Annotated in this window: 18 protein-coding genes and 1 pseudogene; 1 reads left to right on the forward strand and 18 read right to left on the reverse strand. The window is 58.0% G+C overall.

Going from position 1 to position 20,870, the window contains the following annotated elements:
* Positions 1–7: 7 nt before the first annotated feature.
* From ABIE63_RS14785 to ABIE63_RS14870, 18 genes and pseudogenes are all read right to left on the reverse strand, one after another.
* Complete coding sequence (locus ABIE63_RS14785) at positions 8–940, reverse strand: tetratricopeptide repeat protein (RefSeq protein ID WP_354505395.1); 933 nt, start codon at positions 938–940, stop codon at positions 8–10.
* Between the two features lie 25 nt (positions 941–965).
* Complete coding sequence (locus ABIE63_RS14790) at positions 966–2,405, reverse strand: LytR C-terminal domain-containing protein (protein ID WP_354505398.1); 1,440 nt, start codon at positions 2,403–2,405, stop codon at positions 966–968.
* A gap of 54 nt (positions 2,406–2,459) precedes the next feature.
* Entirely contained in the window at positions 2,460–3,404 is a 945-nt protein-coding gene (locus tag ABIE63_RS14795; protein WP_183417102.1) for a type II secretion system F family protein, read from the reverse strand.
* Between the two features lie 13 nt (positions 3,405–3,417).
* Positions 3,418–4,383 carry a type II secretion system F family protein gene (locus ABIE63_RS14800; protein ID WP_183417101.1) on the reverse strand — a complete coding sequence of 322 codons (966 nt, stop codon included), beginning with the start codon at positions 4,381–4,383 and terminating at the stop codon, positions 3,418–3,420.
* A 12-nt stretch (positions 4,384–4,395) separates the two neighbouring features.
* Complete coding sequence (locus tag ABIE63_RS14805; RefSeq protein ID WP_354505402.1) at positions 4,396–5,838, reverse strand: CpaF family protein; 1,443 nt, start codon at positions 5,836–5,838, stop codon at positions 4,396–4,398.
* A 28-nt stretch (positions 5,839–5,866) separates the two neighbouring features.
* Positions 5,867–7,030 carry an AAA family ATPase gene (locus ABIE63_RS14810; protein ID WP_183417099.1) on the reverse strand — a complete coding sequence of 388 codons (1,164 nt, stop codon included), beginning with the start codon at positions 7,028–7,030 and terminating at the stop codon, positions 5,867–5,869.
* 133 nt (positions 7,031–7,163) lie between these two features.
* Entirely contained in the window at positions 7,164–7,457 is a 294-nt protein-coding gene (locus tag ABIE63_RS14815; protein ID WP_183417098.1) for a hypothetical protein, read from the reverse strand.
* An 8-nt stretch (positions 7,458–7,465) separates the two neighbouring features.
* Entirely contained in the window at positions 7,466–8,893 is a 1,428-nt protein-coding gene (locus ABIE63_RS14820; protein WP_354505407.1) for a type II and III secretion system protein family protein, read from the reverse strand.
* A 40-nt stretch (positions 8,894–8,933) separates the two neighbouring features.
* Positions 8,934–9,875, reverse strand: a complete 942-nt coding sequence (cpaB, locus tag ABIE63_RS14825) for a Flp pilus assembly protein CpaB (RefSeq protein WP_354505728.1) — start codon at positions 9,873–9,875, stop codon at positions 8,934–8,936.
* A 54-nt stretch (positions 9,876–9,929) separates the two neighbouring features.
* Positions 9,930–10,568, reverse strand: a pseudogene (cpaB, locus tag ABIE63_RS14830) (Flp pilus assembly protein CpaB); the annotation flags it as partial.
* Between the two features lie 209 nt (positions 10,569–10,777).
* Entirely contained in the window at positions 10,778–10,951 is a 174-nt protein-coding gene (locus ABIE63_RS14835) for a Flp family type IVb pilin (protein WP_183417095.1), read from the reverse strand.
* Between the two features lie 296 nt (positions 10,952–11,247).
* A complete protein-coding gene (locus ABIE63_RS14840) occupies positions 11,248–12,849 on the reverse strand; it encodes a hypothetical protein (RefSeq protein ID WP_354505410.1) in 1,602 nt (533 codons plus the stop codon).
* 7 nt (positions 12,850–12,856) lie between these two features.
* Positions 12,857–14,386 (reverse strand): hypothetical protein, encoded by a 1,530-nt coding sequence (locus tag ABIE63_RS14845; RefSeq protein ID WP_354505413.1) that lies wholly within the window; start codon positions 14,384–14,386, stop codon positions 12,857–12,859.
* A 234-nt stretch (positions 14,387–14,620) separates the two neighbouring features.
* The gene (locus ABIE63_RS14850; RefSeq protein ID WP_354505416.1) at positions 14,621–14,977 is read right to left on the reverse strand and encodes a hypothetical protein; all 357 of its coding nucleotides are present in this window, start codon (positions 14,975–14,977) and stop codon (positions 14,621–14,623) included.
* 49 nt (positions 14,978–15,026) lie between these two features.
* Complete coding sequence (locus tag ABIE63_RS14855; RefSeq protein WP_354505419.1) at positions 15,027–15,272, reverse strand: hypothetical protein; 246 nt, start codon at positions 15,270–15,272, stop codon at positions 15,027–15,029.
* Between the two features lie 299 nt (positions 15,273–15,571).
* Entirely contained in the window at positions 15,572–17,176 is a 1,605-nt protein-coding gene (locus ABIE63_RS14860; RefSeq protein WP_354505422.1) for a thiamine pyrophosphate-binding protein, read from the reverse strand.
* Positions 17,173–18,387, reverse strand: a complete 1,215-nt coding sequence (gene acdA, locus ABIE63_RS14865; protein WP_183417090.1) for a 3-sulfinopropanoyl-CoA desulfinase — start codon at positions 18,385–18,387, stop codon at positions 17,173–17,175. Before acdA ends, ABIE63_RS14860 begins: the two co-directional genes overlap by 4 nt.
* 6 nt (positions 18,388–18,393) lie before the next feature.
* Positions 18,394–19,659 carry a CaiB/BaiF CoA-transferase family protein gene (locus ABIE63_RS14870; protein ID WP_354505425.1) on the reverse strand — a complete coding sequence of 422 codons (1,266 nt, stop codon included), beginning with the start codon at positions 19,657–19,659 and terminating at the stop codon, positions 18,394–18,396.
* 156 nt (positions 19,660–19,815) lie between these two features.
* On the opposite strand from ABIE63_RS14870, the gene ABIE63_RS14875 reads away from it, so the two are divergent.
* Positions 19,816–20,745 carry a homocysteine S-methyltransferase family protein gene (locus ABIE63_RS14875; RefSeq protein ID WP_354505428.1) on the forward strand — a complete coding sequence of 310 codons (930 nt, stop codon included), beginning with the start codon at positions 19,816–19,818 and terminating at the stop codon, positions 20,743–20,745.
* Positions 20,746–20,870: the final 125 nt, after the last annotated feature.

Consider the following 20,870-nt stretch of genomic DNA (forward strand, 5'->3'; position numbering starts at 1 on the left):
CTAGGCCTTACTGTGCCGATGCAACAGGTGAATTACGTAAACTTTCCAGATAGCGCAGGTTTTCCGCCGCCTGGGCGTGATAAGCGGGACTGAGGTCAAGAGCCCGGTTAAAATAAGTTCCCGCAACATCATAGTCGCCGCGCAGCATGGCGACATAACCCACGTTGTTCATGACTTCCGGCAGGTTTTCGGGAGAGACCCCCATGAGAGCCTCCACATAGCGACCCTGCCAGGCGATTGCCAGCTTCAGGTTGTTCTGCGCCGCGACAAACTTCGGATCGAGATCAATCGCCAGCCGAAAGGTGTTCTCTGCTTCAACGTACTGTTCTTGAAGCAGCTTCGACATTCCCAGGTTGTTGACCGGAACCGGTGACCGAGGCACCAACTCCATCGCGTGGGTATAAGCCTCCGACGAACCGACCCAGTCGCGCCCCGCATCCTTGGCCCGGCCCAGGCCGTTCCAGGCCCGCCATAGACCGGGATCGCGCTGGACCGCGAGTTCAAGCCGCGCCCTTGCTTCACCAAGCTCACCTTGCACCAGAAGAATGAGTCCCTCACCCTGAAGCGCGCGGGCGCCATACTCCGGGTCCCCGACGATCGAAGCAAAATGCTTCCGAGCTGCGTCCAACTGTCCCGTTTGGAGAAGCGTTTCGGCAAATCCATAAATGGCCCGCGGATTGCTGGGGTCATCCTGCAGCACGCGTGCGTATTCCTGCTGCGCTTCGTAAACTCTCCCGTCGGCCAGAAGTTCATCCGATCGATCGAGATCGCCAGGTGGGATTACGTCTTTGACCAGACCGCGGACCTGCGACGCCGGCGGGCCTTCGGGCTCGCTCGTCAGACAACCACTGAGAATGAGCGCGGCAAGAGGTATCAAGGCAACCGCCAGACGGGAACGATTTCCAGTCTGGGCCGAAGCCTCGGTAGGTCGCAACGTCATGGTTCCCCCCTTTAGCTCCAGGTTCTCAGTTGTTTTCCGCCTGGGCCACCATCGTGTCAAAAATCAGGACATCCGCGCCAAGCAGGACACGCAGGTCTTCGGCCAAGGTATCGTCCTTAACCAACCGCGGCAAGGAATCGAAGGTTACTGCCAGACGCTCGGCCGTACAGCGGGCCGAAGAACGGTAGTGAATGGTGCTGCTCGCATAATTGTAATGATCTGCGTTCAACAGACGCGCCGTGACCAGCCCATCATGTTTGAGCCAACCACGCGTCCGCCGCGCCATCCCCTCGCGACCATTGCCATTGACCAAGGTAATCTGCGCCTCCCCGATGGAAAGCGAGCAGTTTCGTGCGGCATCAATCACCGACGCGACGCTATCACCTTTGCCGTCGCTTGGTGTCACGGACGGAGCCTCCAAAGGCTCCACGATCACCGCCGTAACCGGTAGGGCCGGCATCTCCGTGGGACCAGCCGGCTCTTGCCTTTCCGGGCTCGATCCGTCGGGCAGCACCGCAAGCGCGACTTGCTCCGGCTTCGCGGGCATCAGTCCGGGACTGCCTAGTCCGGCTTTCAACGGACCACTAACAACCTGAGAAAGCGTATCGGGCTTCACTGCAGGGAGCGGTATCGACGGCAATGTATCGTATGATTCCGAGGCCGAAGGCTCCGGTGTCCGCGTCAAGCTCACCGGCTCAAGCGCAAAGGATTCGGTATGCTCGGGCACCAACCGTTGCGGGGCCGGCAAGCTAGCCTCCTGGATGGTTGCCGGCATCTGTCGTTCCGGCGGGTTCGGTTCGGGCTGACTTGGCTGCGGAGCCAAAGCGGTCATCTCAGCCGACGGCTGAGTAACGATGATCTGGCTTCGGTCCGATGTCTTTGCGACATAGGGTTTCGTTAGCTCGGCAACCTGTGCCGCAGGCGGCGTGTCTTCCTGTATGTCGGAAGTGGGTGCCGGCTTGTTCTCGAGCAAGGCGATGTTGGCTAGAATGACATCATTGCCAGCCGAGAGCGCCCTGGCCTCGTTCAGGTAGCGCTGGGCTGTTTGTTCATCACCGCGCTTGAGATGGGCATAACCGACGTTGTTCAAAACATCCGGGTCTTGCGGCGCCAGCGCCAAGGCTTTGTTGAAATAGCGATCGGCAAGATCTGGGCGCCCAACCATATCGTAAGCGACCGCCAGGGCATTGATACCCTCAAGAGAATCCGGCGCCTTGCGATGCGCCTTCAAAAAATACTCAATCGCCTTACCGACATTGCCTCGGTTCAACTCCTGCTTGCCCTGCTCATATTCCTGCGAAACAGTGACGGCAGACTGGGCTTGCGACGTCGTTTCCTGGTTCACCTTCTCCGGTGCTGAAGGAGCTGCCGTCAACTGTGCCGCAGAATTGCCAAGGCTTCCGCAGGCGCTCAGCGCCGACATGGCTACGATCAAGCCCGCGCCCTGGAGCAGCTTGTTTCTCATGATCATACCCTCCCCTCGTCCTCTAAATGTCGGCGGCGCCAGACAGCGGCCCGCTCACATCACCTTCATCATTCGAATGATGACTGGTGACAGAATGACGATCATCAACACCGGGAAAATGAACAGCACCAGCGGCACCGACAACTTGGCCGGTAGCGCCTGTGCTTTCTCCTCAGCGCGGGTGACCCGCTTATCTCTCATCTCGTCGGTGTAGACACGGAGCGTTTCAGCGATGCTGGTTCCCAACTCTTCGGATTGGATCAGCAACACGACAAAGGCCTTGACCTCGTCCACTCCCATACGTTCAGCCACATTGCGCAGCGCCTCGGTTCGCGATTGACCCGCGCGCAACTCACTAGCCATCATTCTGAAGTTTTCACCCAGCACCGGATATGATCTGCCGATTTCTCGGCTGATACGTTCGATGGCCTGGTCGAGCGACAAGCCGGCCTCCACACACACCACCAACAAATCCAGCGCATCGGGGAAGCCATCCCGGGCCTGCTGTTGCCTCGCGCCTATTTTCTGCTTCAAGAACATAACCGGCAGATAAAGGCCGACGATGCCGAGCACTGCGGCGCCACCTACTGCGGTAGAAACCGTGAACTCACGCGTGACCAGCGGGAAAACCAGTGAAAACAATACCGGCAGGGTTATCGCAATAACAGCGCGCACCGCGTAAAAGATCGGGACGGCACGGGCCGAATAATAACCGGCCAACACCAGTTGCCGACGGACCCGCGATAGATCGGTCATATCTTGCGGGAGGCTTTCACCAACCTTCGAAAGGACCTTGGCAATCTTGTCCTTGCGGTTGGCGCTGATCTCCTCACGATCGGTCGGCTTCTGGCTCAAGCGCCGCGCGAAACCGCCTTCGCCGCCCGCGACCGCCGTCAATCCGAAGAAGAGCAAGCCGGCAACCAAAAACACCAAGCCGCCGACGACTATCGGCGCATTGGCTTCAGCCAGTACTAGAAGATTTGCCAGGAAGTCCGGCATACTTGCTCCGTCCTCAGATCTTGAAGTTGGTCATGCGGTACATGACGAAATAACCAATGAACATCAGAATCATTCCGATGCCCATGCTGATGATGAAACCCTGATCATCCTGAACGAGTGTGTAGTACTTGGGCGATAGAACGTTGATGGCCAGGAACACGGCAATTGGCAGAATTCCCAGAACGATCGCAGAGAACCGACCTTCCGCGGAAAGAGCTTTGGCCTTACGGCGAATCTTGAAGCGCTCGCGAATAACCCTGGAAATCGAGGATAGGATCTCAGCCAGATTGCCGCCTATCTCGCCCTGAATCTGCACTGTGATAACCAACATGCGGAGGTCGGGACTACCAACCCGCTTTTCCATGTTGGTCAGCGATTCATTGAGGTCCAAACCATACTGCATCTCGTCCACGGCAAGGCCAAACTCAGAGCCGATGGGATCAGGAAGCTCCGACGCCGCCAGACCGATAGCCGAGGATATCGGATGCCCGGCCCGCAAGGCGCGCACAACAACGTCGATGCACTCCGGCAACTGCTCATTGAACTTCGATATGCGCCGGCCGCGAACGAGTTTGAGTATCAGCAACGGTAGGAGGAACGGCAGAATAACCGAAACCGCGATGGTCAAGGGGTTGAGCGCCTGAAGTACAAAAAACGCCCCGACGCTGATCAAGGAAAACATCGTGCAGATCATGAAAAGCTGCGGGATCGATACGCCAGCGCCGGACTGCGCCAGCAGCCCGTCCAGCTTGTTAGCCAGGACCTCCAGGATATTGCCCTGAGCATCGTATGCACTCTCGCGGCGCAGACGCAGCATGACTTCCTGAGAGCTTCGCCCTTCGGACAGCATCGCCATGCGTCGGTTCATCTGGCGATACTTGCTCTTACGCCAGTCTGAAATTAGGAAATACAATCCTTCTATGAGAAGGAATGATACGAGGAACACGACCCCGAGAATGATGATGGTTGTAGTTTCCATGCCCGCTTTCCCTTATCCGAGAACGCGATCTTCGCGATAGACTTCCGGGTCGATCTCAATCCCACGGGTTTTGAATTCCTTGGCAAATTGCGGCCGGATTCCGGTAGCGCGATATTCACCCATCACGGTGCCGTCGTCGGCAATGCCCTTGCGCTGGAAGTGGAAGATCTCCTGCATCTGGATGACGCTGCCTTCCATGCCCGTTATTTCGGAAACACTGACCAATCGCCGTTTACCGTCGCTCAAGCGCTGCGTCTGGACGATAACGTCGATGGCCGATGCAATCTGAGACCGCATGGAGATTGTCGGAATTTCGATCTCCGACATGCCGATCATCTGTTCCATACGCGAAAGCGCGTCGCGCGGCGTGTTGGCGTGAATCGTCGTCATGGAGCCTTCATGGCCGGTGTTCATGGCCTGCAGCATGTCAAACGCTTCACCGCCACGTACCTCACCAAGAATAATACGGTCAGGACGCATACGCAGTGCGTTCTTGACCAACTCGCGCTGCCGAATTTCACCACGGCCTTCAACGTTGGGGGGCCGGGTTTCCAGTCGCGCAACATGGATTTGCTGCAGCTGCAACTCCGCTGCGTCTTCAATCGTAACAATACGTTCCGCGTTCCCGATGTAAGCCGACAATGCGTTCAGCATCGTGGTTTTACCGGAACCGGTACCACCCGAGATGATAATGTTCTGGCGCGCTTCCACGCAGCCCTTGAGGACGTCAGCCATATCCTGAGCCAGTGCCCCAAGCTCGATCAACCGGGGCATCGTGATTGGCACCTTGGCGAACTTACGGATGGACACCAAGGGACCATCAACGGCGATGGGATGAACCACCGCATTGACGCGCGAGCCGTCCGGCAAGCGCGCATCGACCAGTGGTTGGGACTCGTCGATACGGCGTCCAACCTGGGCAACGATCTTCTGGATGATGCGCATCAAGTGCCGGTTGTCCGCAAAGCGGGCGTTGGTCAGCTCGAGCTTGCCGTAGCGTTCAACGAAGACCTTGCTATGGGTATTCACCAGAATATCGGTAACGGTCGGGTCCTTCAGCAGCGGCTCGATCGGGCCATAGCCGATAACCTCGTTGACGACGTCGGTAATAAGACTTTCTTGCTCGGTCTTGTTGAGCGGCAAACGTTCGGAAATGATCAGTTCGCGGATCAGGCGCTCGACCTGCGGCGCGAACTCGGCTTCGGGAATCTGATCGAGTTTCGAAAAATCAATGCGGTCCAACAATGTCCGATGCAGCTTGACCTTGAGGTCGGTCATCTTATCGGAAGCTTCACGCGCTTCTGCGGACATGCCGTGCCCAGCAGTGGCGATGTTCCGCTTCGGATTGACTGGCGCCTTGGGTGCGACTTCAGGCGCCGGTGCAGTCGCTGGCGCCTTCTGGTCCGGCGATGGCTTCGGCTGCACTTCGTCGGGTTTTAAAAAACGTCCAAACATATGCTGCTCCCTTCTTAAGAGCGCTTACTTAGGCGGCGACGGCGCCACGCCCTTGGCGTATCGAGGCTAGAATCTCGTCGGCCGCATCGGAAATCGCCTTTTCTACATCACTCCCCGGCTTCACTTCCTTCAAAGGAACGCCGCGGTTGATGGAATCGGTCACGATCGTCGGGTTATCAGGCACATAGAAGGAAATCTCCCGGCCTAACGCCTTCTCCACATCCTTCATATTGACACCAAACCAAAGGAACTTCTTCTTGAAACGATTGGCATGCAGGAACATCGGCACCTGACCACCGCCGTTTTCGAAGATGGTGTCGATCAAAAGGCGGGTGTGGCGGATCGATTCCACATTAACCTGGAACACGATGTTGACCGCATCCACACCCCGCAAAATCTCCGATGTCCAAGACGCCCAGTAAGGCGGCATGTTGACGATCACGTAGTCATAAGCGTGTGCCACGATCTCCATCAAACGGCACACCGCTTCGCTGGTTACGTTCTCCCAGAGCGAAAGCCGTTCGATAGGCGCGAGCACATCGATCTTCGAGGGATGCTTGACGACCAACGAACTCAGAAACGATTCATCCAGCCGGGAGGGTGCATTGGAAATCTCCGCAATATCCAAGCGGCCCTCGACATCCAGGTGTGTGGACACCTTGCCGAATTGAAAGTCCAGGTCGACTAGGCACACGCTATCGGTCTTCGCGGCCTGCTCACGAACCCTGATAGCCGTCTGACAGGCTACCGTGGCCGCGCCCAAACCCTTGGAGGCCGCCAGTACAGCCAGAATAACGGCGTGGGCGTGTTCTGTGCCGCCTGCGTCACTTGATTGCTTCGCAACCGAAGTGAGCGAATTTGCGAGTTCTGCCTCTGAGAGAGGGTGCGGAAGGAAATCCGAGACATCGTTGCGCATAAGCCAGCGCACGTCCTCGACCTTCGCATCATCTGCCGTAACAATAACCGAACCGCGTGCCTTACGTACCAAATCCGTGAAGGCGGCCCGATCCGTCTCTTGATTCAAGTGCATCTCAACGATGATGACATCTGCGCGCTGCCAAGACGCCGACTTCTCCATCGCCTCAGCCAAGCGGCCGTCTAGCACACTCACCTTCGAGTTCTGCAAATCATCAGCGACTTTTTTTACGGTCGTCTTGACCTGGTCACTTTGTGCGATCGCTACGATGTTCATTTGTCCCCGCTTATATTACTTCTCACGTCGCCTAGCGGCCGATTTCGACTCTTTTCAACCACGGTTCGGCGCATTCTCACCCAGTCGGCCCTAGTTGGCCGACGCTATCCGCGGTTAGCAATCCCTACAGCGGCTAATCCTCTCCTACGTCACTGGTGATAATCTCCTCAGGAGCAATTACAGTGCCCGTGACATAACGGCCATAGGCCGCTGCCGCACGCGTACCATTCATTTCAATATCAGTATTCTTCGCCGACTCCGGCGCCGGATCAATCGTATGAACACTAGCGTTGAAAGACGAGGACTCGCCGGACATCAAGGATTGGCGCGGCGGCCCGAAGTTCCAGGTGCTCGCATGATTCTCACAGGCCGCGAGGCCAAGGAGCATGAGCAGGCAAGCCGCGAATTTTGGTGTCGTGCCGTTCATCTTGGACCTCACTTTAAAATGTAGCCATGGTTACCGGCCATCCCGCCGGCAGAACCCGCTGCCATGGGCGCAGCGGCCGTGCCGCCTTGGCCAGCTCCCACGGTACGGCCCAGAAGGAAGAATTCTCCCTCGTTGGGACGCAGATAAAGGTCGGTTGGAACCCGGAGATCGTCAGGAGACTGCGCCGGTTTGACAAGGCGCGGCGTGACAATGATCACCAGTTCCGATTCGTCCTGCTGGAAGTCGGAGCTGCGGAACAACGCCCCTATAATCGGGATGTCGCCCAACCATGGGAACTGCTGGATGGCGTTGTCGTAACTGCTCTGGTAAAGCCCCGCGATTGCGAAGCTCTGCCCGTCGCGAAGCTCTACCGTGGTTTCGGCACGGCGCGTAATCAAACCGGGAATGTTCAAACCGCTTCCCGGAACAGCGAAGCTGCGCGTCGGGTCGATAGCGCTGACCTCGGGTCGGACGATCAGGTTTATGAGATCGCCATCGAGCACGGTCGGCGTGAAGGACAGCGATACGCCAAACTCCTTGAATTCAACCGTGATGGAATCGTTGTCCTGCGCCACGGGGACCGGGAACTCACCACCAGCGAGGAAGCTGGCCGTGTCACCTGATAGCACGACAAGATTCGGCTCTGCGAGGCTGTGTACCAGCCCTTTCGTTTCCAGCGCGTCAAGCGTGGCATCAATGGCCAGGGCGCCCAACGTGCCGCCAATTCCGATCGTGCCGAATGCGCTCGCCAGCCCACCGGTTGTGACACCGCTGAAGGTGAAATCACCGCTGCTGTAAGAGGTATCCAAGGACAACCCGAGTGCCTTGCCAACCGAACGCGACACCTCGGCAAATCGGACCTGCAGCATGACCTGCTGGCTCGAATCCACCGATAGACCGTTCTGCACTTTGCCCGGCGCATAGCTTTCCGCGATGGCGGCGGCCCGTGCGGCAATCGGCGTGCTGGAAACATGGCCTTTTAAGAGCACAGCGTCGTTGACCGAGCGAACTTCGATCCGCTCATCGGGCATCACTTCGTAAAGTTTCGCCTTCAAGCCGGCGACATCGTAGCCAACCACCAGATCGCCAATCGCGATCAACTTACGTCCCGCCCCGTAAATCGTGATGCTCGTATTACCGAGCGCGCGTCCTAGGACGTAAGCCGATTTATTGGTCAACGGAACAACGTCCGCGATCTCAGGATTACCAATCATGATCTCTGTGAAAGGCTCCTGGGTGCGCAAGATTTGTGACTTGTTAAGCGGGACGATGATCTCGCCGGCATGTCGACCGGTGTCGCGTCCATTCTCGATCGTGATCTGGGCCGTGGCGGCGTTTGCCATCACCACCAATCCGAGCAATGCGATCAGGGTCGCGAAAAACCCGGACCGGATACTGACGATCACGTTCATTGACCGTGTATAACTGGCCATCATATGTCTTGCCTCCCCCAGCTTCACCTTTGCGACCCCCACACTATTCCTTGCGAACGCTCTCGGTTGTCGAAGTTAGACCTCGATGAACCTTGACCGTCGCAAAGGGATTATATGCCGGCGTGTTACTCGCCGCCTTCGTGACAACAGGCTGATCAGCGAACAAGTTCCCCAATGTCACTGCCTTGTCGTCGACCACATCGTCGTCTTTGTTGGACCGCAGCATCAAGGCCATCGTCCCGATCGTGCTGGCCAGAACAAGCTTCTTGGCCTGCACGGGATCAGCCGAAAGCGTCACCGTCGTAACGATCTCAGGAACCTCGTTTTCATTGGTTACTTGCTGATCAGCCGCAAGCACCTTGATGTTCTGGAGCAATGTCCTGGATTCCGGGCCACTGGGCGCCTCGCGCGTCAAAATCACGTCAACGCGATCATCGGGCTTTACGAAACCGGCCACACCCAACACTTCGTTGACTGAAATCGTAACAGCGCGATTTTCCGGTTCGACAATCGCTGACAGCGTTGCCCGTCCGCCCGGGTCCGTCACATTGGAAACCAACAAAGGCTCGTTCGGTTCAATCGGTTGCAGCACCTTGCGTGGTTGCGCGCCGATCAAGTCATCGATCGAGGTAAAGGCGCCTTCCGGAATCTGATCGGTCTCCCAATCACGTAGCGCCAGATGCTGTGCACCGATGCGGCTGCCGAAGGGCAAGCGCACCCGTGCGACGACGATCTGCGACATCTTCGCCTTTTCCATCGCGGCCTTCTCGGCTTCCGCAGCGGCTGCCTGGGCGGCTTGCGCCGCTGCGACCGCGGCTGCCTCGGCGGCGGCGGCGGCGGCCTTCTGCTCCGCCGTCATTTCTGTGGTCTCAGGCTGACTGATGTTGGGCGTTTCCGCGAGGACCGGGCTCGTCGGCGTCATAACCGGCTCAGGTTCTACGACCGCTTGTGTCGGCGGCGCTTCGCTGGCCTGCAGGTCCTGCATCGTAATAGTGCGCGCTTGAATTGCCTCGACATCGCCAACGTTACGCAGCGCGATCGCGAACTGACCGACAGTGCGCGCCAAAGTCAGCTTCTGAACCTGCTCGGGCAACAACTCTACGGTTACGCTCTTGGCAACGACAGTCTTGTCGTCGGCTTGGATCTGCTGGTCCACGGCAAGAATACGGACATTCTGAAGCAGTACGTCCGTACCCATCTACCCGTCTTCGCGTTCCCAGGTCAAAAGGATATCGACCCGATCATCGGGCTCGACGAAACCGCCGACGCTCAAAACCGTGTTCACCACGATCGTCGCGGCGCGCTTGTTGGGGTCGATGCGCGTGGACATCGAAGCCCGACCGCCCGGACCGGAGACCCGGTTACGCAGGAGCGGTTCATTAGGCTCAAAGGCGCGCAAGGCCACCCGGCCTTCCTCGACCAAAACTTCTTCCGTTTTCGTAAAAGCTCCTTCGGGAGCAAATTCGGCGGGCCATTCGACGGCCCGGATATGTTCACCGCGGATACGGTCGCCATAACGTAACGGCGTACGGGCCACGACCACGGTGGTCATCTGGGGGCCCCTTTGCTCGACGACGGCCGAGCCTTGTTGCTGCGACATCCATCGCTGAACCAGGAACACTGCACCAACTGCCAAAATCAGCGCCAGAGCAACGATCAGAAATCCGCGAGCACGCATGGACCTTCTCCCCTTACGTCAGAAGCAACCGTCGGCGCCTCCTACGAGAACCCCCGGCAATCCGCCCCTTGTGACAAATGTACCCGGAGATCAACTGCGAGCTCTCGAATGAGCCGCAAAGTAATCGAGGGGGCCAGGGGCTTGATAGCCTCCAGCCCCCTCGACCTAGCTTAGAAGTCCAGCAATTTTTTGCTGAACCTTCACCCGGCTTACGTCAACGCCGTGTTCAGCGTATCCCACTGGGTGTTGATCCAACCGCCGACGGCGCCAATGATGGCGACCACCAGAGCTGCGATAAGACCAATCAGGATCGAGTATTCGATCAGGGACGCGCCGTCTTCGTCACGGACGAAACCAGCGATAAGTTTGTTAAGCTTCTTCATAACTTGCTTCTCCTATTTTCACGTTCACCTTCGTTTTTCCCCTTCGCTTTGCAGCGAGGCCAAACCTCACCCCCACTTTTATGGGATGAAAGGTTATTGGCCGTATGTACTCTTAAGGCACATTTACTAAACAATTCGTTACACTCTACACGATAAGGCGCTCAAATGTAACGAATTATGAATTATGGTAGCAATCATCTTGTTTCTTGGCGAGAAAAAGCGATCCAAAACAAGCTTCGACCGGCCTGTTGATGCAATTTTGCAACAGTGTGTTCCTATAATTCAACATTCGATGACTACTCTTTTACACCCTGGTTACCAGGCCTTCCGTCGGTTCTAGTTGTCTCGAACCTTTGAATGACCGCACCGTTCTTGTCGCCCCGTCGAACATAAATTTCGTAAATCTTTCCGTCGAAAACCAAGGCGAAGTCGCCCGCCTCGTACAATAGCTTGGCAATAGCGTCCTGCTTTTGGACGACGGCGTAATCGATCTGCCAATCGTCCAAATGCCGCCGCCAGTTTTCACCCTGTTTAGTAGCCCGATGATTGGCGAGGACAAAGGAATCGCCATAGAGATCCGCCCTGCCGTCGATGAACACCTTGCGCTCCGGATAAAGGTCCCGGATCAGGTGCCCGCCCAGGCCGTACTCGTTCATCATCCGGCCCTGGAGGTCCTGCTGCTTGATGAAATTAGTCAACTCAGTCGGTCTGAACGCCGCAATCCTGGAGAAATACTGCGCACTGTTGCTGGCACCGATTGCATAACCGGCAAGCAGAACGACGATAAGCCCATTTAGCAGACGCTCTATCCTCGGGTTGAGCGAATCCCCCTGCGACTCGGCAGAACGCCTGTCCAAACCGAAAGCGCTCGCCAGCGGCAGCAACGCACCATCGCCGATAAATCTGCCCGCGTAGGCCACCATGATAACCACCGCAAAGGGCGCGTTCCGGGCTGAAGCGATGCCGGCCGCAACCGTAACCAAAGGCAGCAGTATCTCGGTGAGATCAGGTTTATCGCGCCGCCCCACCATCAAGACCACGAATCCCATGAACGCCACGACAAACGATAGATTCTTCAGATCGCTAAAGTTCAGGGTCGCCCACTCACTGATCGTGCTGGTGGCTTCCATCTGCATGACCGTCAGCGGATAAAGAAGGTGACCGAAGCCGTAGGGATTCACGCCGCTGGCCGCGAGCGTCAGAAGCAAAACAATCCATAGCCGCGCCAAGTAACCCCCGCCGGGGCCCGTCGGCGCGACGCGCTCCACCAAGAGCAACCGCAGCGACTCCGATGCGGCAAAGGCAAATAAGAAGGCAAGGCCGACGAAATAACCGCCGTGCAGGTTGACCCAGACCACCATCAGCACCGGCAGCAGGAAAAGGCCGCCTTGTTTGGTCTCATAACGCGCGCGCCACAAAAGACCCAACTGCACGCCGAAAAACAGGTAGCTGAACAGGTGCGGACGCGGCGCCATGAAACTCACCAGGATCACGCAGAAGAACAGCGTAAGCAGACAGCTCGCCAACGGCCTTTGAATAAACCTATCGGCCAGACGCGCGGCAACGAACAGCGCCGCGCCGCCAACCAGCGCGGTCATGAAAAGCACGGCAGGCTCGCCACCAAGACTATAAACACCATAGAGAAGAAGCTGGAACAGCCACTCATGCAAGACCCAGGGTTGACCCTCAAAGGTCCAGGAAAAAGGATCGCCTGTCGGCAAGGCGCCGGTCGCGGCGATCAGCTCCCCGGCCTTCAGATGCCACTGGTAGTCCGGATCGGCCAGGCCCGGCGCAATCCCGGTCTGCATGACGAGCTGACAGATGAAGATCAAGGTGACGAAGGACACCATCTCGGCGCTAACCAAGACTGCAATTGGGTTCTGTCGCAACCGGGTCATGACATTCTCAATCCTTGTTGCGATCCCGTAGGAGGAGGCTGTGGGCGCCAATGCGGCGCTCTTCGTGATATTGGCCGCTTGCGATCATCAACTGCGCAAGCGGCAGCGTCGCGGGAAGGACGGCATAGTCAAAGTCCCATCGTTCCAGGAAGGTGCGCCAGTTCCGGCCACCCGTTGCAGCCTGAAAATAGTCACTGACGAAGGCATTCCGATAGAGCCCCGCGCGGCCATCTATGAAGACCTCCGTTTCCGGAAAAAGCCGCCAGATGAGATAGCCGCCGTCGCCATAGGCGTTGAGCATTCGGCCTTGGCGCGGATTGGCCTCCAAATAGTCCGCCACTTCGATCAGCGGATTCACCTCGGATGTCAGCGACCGCGCTACGCTCATCGGCACGAGAACCGCAGCCGCAACAGCGACGAGAAGGCAAAACAGGCCGTCCACCGCTGCTTTGCCCTGTCGAGGGCTGTTCATTTTCCCGATCCAATCAGAAAGCCAGTTCCATCGCGTGCGCGCGTCCTCAAGACCGTCCCTAAGCGCCAAGCTCGACATGAAGCGAGCCGTCAGAGGAATCAATGCCATAATGGCAAAGGGCAGGTGCCGGGCGGCGCTAAAGGCCGCAAATGACAGAGCGATCGGTAGAGCAACCTCAGTTAGGTCCGCCTTTCCACGCCGCCAAACGAGCGCCAGAAGGTAGGCCAAAAGCGTTGCCGCGAAGATGCGCGGCAAGGTGTCGTTCAAATTCAACGGCCGCCATTCTGCCAAATCGGCATTAATGCTCATGCCAACAACCTGCAGCGGGTAGATGAGCCTCTGCGGGCCGTCGATATTTATGAAGCTGGCCAGAATACAAGCCAGGAATGACCATCCCAGAACTGTCACCAAGCGCGCGCCGCCATTTTCGGTTCTGTCGAAAAAGAACCACCGCACCGCTTCGCCGGCCAGAAAAGACAAAAGAAGGGCCAGTCCGATCATGAAACCTCCGTGGAGGTTAACCCATACGATCATGATGACCGGAAGCCAGGCGAGAATACGATGGCGTCCGAGATACTTGGCCTTAAACAGTAAATGCAGAAAGACAGCGAACAGCAGATAGGTCGTCAGATGCGGTCTGGGCGCCGTAAAGGCCAGCATTGGCAAGCTGGCGGCGGCCGTGAGTATCAAGGCTGGAAAAGCATTGGCCATGAACAAGCGGGCAGACCGGTAGGTAATCCCCAGCGAAACCGCCATCACCAAAGCGGCCATCACCAGATTGCCCGCGTGTCCCCACAGTTGGTAAATCTGAAACACGAGGTATTGAAACGGCCATTCTTCGAGCACCCACTCCGCGCCCTTCATGCTGAAGGAAAACGGATCGCCGCCGGGGACTGCTCCAGTTTCCGAGATATAGCGACCCGTCGATAGATGCCAGAAATAATCAGGGTCACTTACACCGGGCGCGGCACTGCCGAGCGTCGATACGACCGCCAGTAGGAACAAGAGGTAAAAGGGCAGAGCTTCATACGACAAGGTCGCGAGAAGCAGCTTTCTCAATCTCATTGGCACCTCTTGTCTTCTCCTCTCAGCGCTGAACCGGGTGAGAGCATGAGGCTTAAAAGTAAAATTTTATCTAACGATGATTTGTTCTTTTACGCTCTGGCGGGGATTCGCGGCAAGACGTCCCATCTGGCGTTCCCTTGCAAGTAACCCCGGTCTTCGACAAAGCGGGGGGCAGCAAAGAAATGGCCCGGCAGCCTGCACGGCTCACCGGGCCACAATAATAGCGAGTCGTTTTTACTCAGCGGTCATCTCGTCCCATTCCTCCTGAAACCCAGTCCAGGTTTCCTCAAAGGCCTGCTTTGCGTCCTGCCAGTCTTCCGCCGCCGAGTCCTTCAAGCGGGCCCAGTCGTGTTCGACCTGCTGCCAGGCTCGTTTAAGATCGGCCATGGCGGGCTCTTCGGAGTCGGGCTGCTGTTCGATCATCTCTTCAGCCTTCATGATCTGCTGTTCCTGGCGCTCCAGGTAGGCGGCTCGATCGCTTTCCGTGGAGGCCGTGGCGGAAGCAGGCAAAGCGGCGGCGCCGAAAGTCAGACCAAGCCCCACGACAAGGGCGGTGGCCGTACGGTTGTAGAATGTCGTTTCGCGTTTCATCACACTCTCCTTGCTGAGTTCGGTCACAACGAATCTATGACGCTCAACGTCATCGGTGATGGTGGTGATCAAGGTTGATCTGGTCTTCGTCGGTCAGCGCACCGACCGCAGCACCCGCTGCACCACCCAGGACAGCACCGCCAAGGACACTGCCGCCGGTCAGGGCACCTGCAACGGCACCTGTACCCGCACCGATACCGGCACCACTCAGGGCGCGCTCACCTTGCGTGTTCCCGCAGGCTGCCAGCGGAGCGGCAACCGTCAGAATCATCATCGTTTTTGCCAGGGAGCTCATGCCTGTCCTCCTTTCGGAACCGCGTTCCTCGTACGTCTTCTTACTGTGCAGTTCCCTTTTGCGTTTTTCCTGCAACACCCCAAGCGTCGTCATGGCGAATGGGGCTGCAATCGAACGTACCCAACCACCTAGGAAAGCCCACGAGGGTCAACAACCGCTGTCACAGACATGACACAGTTTGGCTACATATAATTGTGATTTTTCAAATACTTATAGGAAATACCCACAGACCGGCGACGTAAGCAGCGAACGTTTCACACCTCCGTTTCACGGCGGTGGCCCCTTCCGATGCAATAAGCTTAAAGACGCCCGTCGTACGCGCGTTTGCCGATGACCGCGGCAATCACTGTGAAGCCCGGGTACTGCAAGGCCCGCTGCAACGCTTCGGCGAACTCCGCGCGGTTGCGGCACCATTCACCCGCACCTCCGAGAGCCTTGGCGACAGCAGGGAAATCCGTCGCGCCAAAATCCACCGCCAGCGGTGGCAGGTTCGAGCGCCGCTGCTTGACCTCGATCAGGGCAAGTTGCTCGTCAACAAACACTATGATTGGCAAAGAGAGATTCAGGTCGCGAATGGTCGCCAACTCTCCAAGGAACATTTCCAATCCGCCGTCGCCGACCGTCGCCACGACCGGACAGTCCGGCTCGGCCAACTTTCGTCCGATGGCCAAGGGCACCGCGCAGCCCATGGTACAGAGCGCAGAGGACTGCAATAGGCCGCGACGCCGGTAACATGCGAAGAGTTGACTCAAAAGGATACGGTGCGCCCCACTGTCCGTCGTGACCACCGCTTCGCGCGGCAATCCGCGCCGCAACTCGTCGACCACGGCGGCTGGTCCCCAGGTCTCGTCCGCGCCACTTTCCGCCCACAGCTTCCGACGAACCTCGGCAGCTTCACCCGCAGCCCAGTTCTTGCGAGACAACAACCCGGCACCCAGCACTTTGAGGGACGCGGCCACGTCACCGACGAAGTTGAGGGCGGCTTGGTGCATTCCGTGATCATTGGCCACAGCCGATATGTCGATCACCCGAGCGCCTTCCGGCCAAGGATCGCGCCACCCGACACGCATTTCGATGGGATCGTACCCGGCTAGGACGATACAGTCAGACTTGGCTATCAAGGGCAGTAAATGCGCGTCCACTCGCGGCGACAACCCAGCGCCGCCCAGCGCCAATGGATCGTCTTCCGGCAAGATGCCTTTGGCCTTGTAACTCGTGATCAAGGGGATCCGAAACTGCCGACAGAACGTCGCCACGGCCTCGGCGCCGACTTCATCAAGCACCCCAACGCCCGCGATCACTATGGGGCGTTCTGCTTGGGAGAGCCAATGGCGCGCCTGTTCCAGCCCATCGCCCGCCGCCGGGACGACCGCTTGCAGGGCTTGCCGGCGCGGATGAATGGGTTCTTCCTCCATTGTCTGCACATCGATGGGCAGGTCCAAGAGTACCGGCCCAGGACGTCCTTCGCTCGCCAGTGTTACAGCCTTGTCGATCAGCAGCGCCGCGTTCCCTGCCTCTACACGGTAGGCAGCCTTGGCAATAGGCTCGATGAGCCGCACGTGGTCGAAAACCTGGTGCGTGTAGCTGTGCCGCTCGCGGGCCGGAACGCAACCCGTCAAGACGATCATCGGGACACGGTCCTGATGCGCATTGGCAATCACGTTCGCAGCGTTCGCCAGACCCGGACCGATCGTCGCCACCAAGATGGCGGGGGCACCGTCGTGATGGTGGGCGCCCTCACCCATGAACCCGGCGCAGTTTTCATGCCGGGCAAGCACGACCTTGATTCCCACCCGATCCAAGGCCTCCATGATCGCCAATACTTCTCCACCGGGGATGCCGAAGGCGTAGCGACAGCCTGCATCGTAAAGCCGTTTGGCGATCAGATCGGATGCAGTGGTCATGATCCGGCTTTGCCTTTCATAAGCTTATGGTAACCGTCGCGTGTTTGCGGGGTCTTGATGCCCAGGATCTTTCCTGCAACCAGATTGCGCAGCATTTGGGCGGTGCCGCCGCCAATGGTGAACATGCGCGCGTCCCGAAGCATCCGTTCGATCGGGTTGTTTCGGGAATAGCCCGCCGCCCCGTGCAACTGCAAGGCATCGTTGGTGACCTTAACGGCAGTCTCCGACGCCAATATCTTTGCCTGGGCAGCAAGCAGAGGGTCCGGGAAACCGGTGCCGTTGGTCTCGGCACTGGCGGCAGCCTGCCAGATCATCAACCGGGCCGCATCGATAGCAACCTTCATGTCCGCCAGAATCCACTGCAGCCCTTGGAACTCGGCTATTGGACGTCCAAACTGCTCCCGCTTCTTGGTGAAGTCCCGAGCCGTCTCGAACGCGCCCTGGGCTATTCCCAGCGCCACTGTTGCCGCACCGACTCGCTGGGAATTGTAAGCCGTCATCAGGCCCGCAAACCCACGGGCAATGCCCTCCGGCGGTACGAGCAAACGATCTGCGCCCAACTTCAGATTGCGAAAATGAACCCGCGTTTCAGGAATCCCCCTAAGCCCCAATGCCGGTTCACGGGTCCCAATCTCCAGCCCCTCATCTTCATCGCGAAGAGCGATGAACCCGGCGATACCCTTCGGCTCACCATCCTCGACCAGCTTCGCGAAGATCAGATGCAAGCGCGACACTCCACCGCCCGTTATCCAATGTTTGGTTCCGTTCAGTACGAAGTGGTTTCCCTGCTTTTCAGCCGTCGTGGTCATTTCAGTCGCAGCACTGCCGGCGCCCGGTTCGGTGATGCAGATGGCGGGCTTATCTCCGGCCAGCACCAGCTTGGCTGCCAGTTCCTTTTGTTCAGGCGATCCATACCGCAGGATTGCGCCAATGGCACCCATATTGCCTTCAACGACAATGCGTCCGGTCACGCCGCAAACGCGCGCCATCTCCTCGATGACCAGGACCGTGTCCAGATAGCTGCGGCCGGCGCCGCCCAAATCCTTGGGGACGGTCATGCCCATGAAACCGGCCGCTGTGAGTTTTTCCACGGTGTCGACCGGGTAGGCTTCGCTTGCATCCACTTCTGCTGCCCGGCCCGCTACATGCGATTCTGCAAGACTGCGCGCCCGCGCCCGTAAATCTTGTTGCCCGCTGGTCAAATCAAACATTGCCGATCAGTCCTTGTTTCTTTCAGTCATCACGCCAAGTGCGCCGCTCGCGCGGGCCTTCTCGTATCCTTGTGCGCCGAGCAGTTCGGATAACACCTCGGCAGTATGCTGCCCTAGATAGGGCGGCGGTCGCCGATAGGTCACAGGGGTAGCCGAGAGCTTCGTCGGGTTGCCGATCAATTCAACACCTTCGGGGCCAGCCAGCGGATGCGCCATGCGTACCCGCATCTCCCGCGCCGCCACCTGATCGGAATCGAAGACCTCCTGCAGATTATTGACGGGTCCGGCGGGAACACCGAGTTTACCCAGCCCCTCCAGCAAGTCCTGTTTGGCGATCTTCCTGACTGCGGCTTCCAACAGCGGTATTAACTCTTCCCGGTTGGCCAATCGCTGCCGATTGACCGCAAAGCGCGGATCCTCGGCAAGCTCTGCCACGCCGATAAACTGGCAGAATCGCTTGTATTGGCTGTCATTCCCGACGGCGATGATGACGTGACCGTCAGCAGCCTCCATAACTTGATAGGGCACAATGTTGGGATGCTGATTGCCGCGCCTTTGCGGCACCTTCCCGGAGGTCAGATAGTTCGTTCCTTCGTTGATCAGCCAGGACACCTGTGTGTCGACTAACCCCAGATCGATATGCTGGCCCTCGCCCGTTTTATCGCGATGACGCAGCGCCGCAAGAATAGCAGTCGAAGCATACATACCGCACATGACGTCGGCGATCCCCACACCAACCTTCATCGGCTCGCCCTCGGGCGCACCGGTCAAGCTCATGATACCGCCGAAGCCTTGCGCCATGACGTCGTACCCGGCTTTGGAAGCATGCGGCCCTGTCTGGCCATAGCCTGTGATCGAACAATAAATCAGACGCGGATGAAGCGCCCTGAGGTCTTCATAGCCCAGGCCGTACTTGACCAATCCACCAACCTTGAAATTTTCCACCAGCACATCGCAGTGACCAGCAAGCTCGCGGATCAACGACGCTCCTTCGGGTGAAGCTACGTCAACCGTAACAGAGCGCTTATTCCGGTTGGCGCAAAGATAGTAGGCGCTCTCGCTGGTTTCCTGTCCGTCGGGCGCCTTCACGAAGGGCGGCCCCCAGGTCCTGGTATCGTCCCCGGCACCGGGCTTTTCAATCTTGATGACATCGGCGCCCAAATCGCCTAGCAACTGCGTGCAGGTTGGGCCAGCCAAAATTCGGCTCAGGTCGAGAATTCGTAAGTCCGAAAGAGGGCCTTTCTTGGTATCAGGCGCAGACTCGTCGCTCATGCTGATCAATCTCTCGTATCCTGTGAGGGAAGCAGGTCAGGCTATCGGCGCAGCACACGAAAAGAAAGCGCTATCGGGGCACTTTTTTCTTATCGATGGGATCGGGTCGGTTCGCGGCGAGCCTACGGCAGCCGGGGACAGGGAAAGGGACATCAGATGCAAGGTGGCGTTATCCTTCTAGACGGCGGCATGGGCCGCGAACTCATGCGAATCGGCGCACCATTTCGCCAACCCGAATGGTCGGCTCTAGCACTGATGGAGGCTCCCGAGACAGTAGAGGCCGTCCACCAGGCTTTCTTGCAGGCCGGGTCAGAGATCGTGACAACCAACAGCTATGCATTGGTGCCGTTTCACATCGGCGAGCAGCGGTTCCGGGATCAGGCTCAAACGCTTGCACATCTCTCCGGACGTCTTGCGCGTCAAGCTGTTGAGCGAACCTCCCATACCGCCAGGGTCGCCGGATCGCTGCCGCCGCTATTCGGGTCATATCGCCCAGACCTTTTCAATGCGCCGACAGCGCAAAGTATCCTGGAACCCCTGATCGCAGGCCTGTCGCCATGGGTTGATATCTGGCTCGGCGAAACTTTGGGCAGCATTGCCGAAGCCGAGGCGATCAAGATAGGCCTCGACCGCGCCGACAGCGAAGATCAACGGCCGCTCTGGCTGTCCTTTACTTTGGAGGATATCGCTGACGACAGGCTGCACCCTCCCCGTCTTCGATCTGGTGAAAGCATTGCCGACAGCGTGGCCGCAGCGCATGCGCTTGGCGCCCATGCCCTGCTTTTCAACTGCAGCCAGCCCGAGGTCATGTTGCCTGCAATCACTCTGGCCGCAACAGCGATCAGGGAGCAAGCCACCTTAGGCCAAACGGCTCTGAAGCTCGGCGTTTACGCCAACACATTCGAGGATCGCAGCAGCGCTGAAGGGGCCAATGAAAGCACCTCCGGTCTTCGTCGCGATCTGACACCCGATAGCTATCTGACATTCGTGCGCCGTTGGGTTGAAGCCGGTGCATGTATCGTGGGTGGCTGCTGCGGCATCGGACCCGAACACATTCGCAAACTGCATGAAGAAATAACCCTCTGATTGGGGTTCTCGAGGTCTGATCGCATAGAAATCGCACGATTGTGTATTTTATTTCATCCAGTTTTCACTGAAATAATAGTCACTGTGCTGGACGGGGTTTGGCGGCAGCGTCGAAACCCATGGCA

Source organism: Limibacillus sp. MBR-115, assembly GCF_040549425.1.
Classification (GTDB): domain Bacteria; phylum Pseudomonadota; class Alphaproteobacteria; order Kiloniellales; family CECT-8803; genus Limibacillus; species Limibacillus halophilus.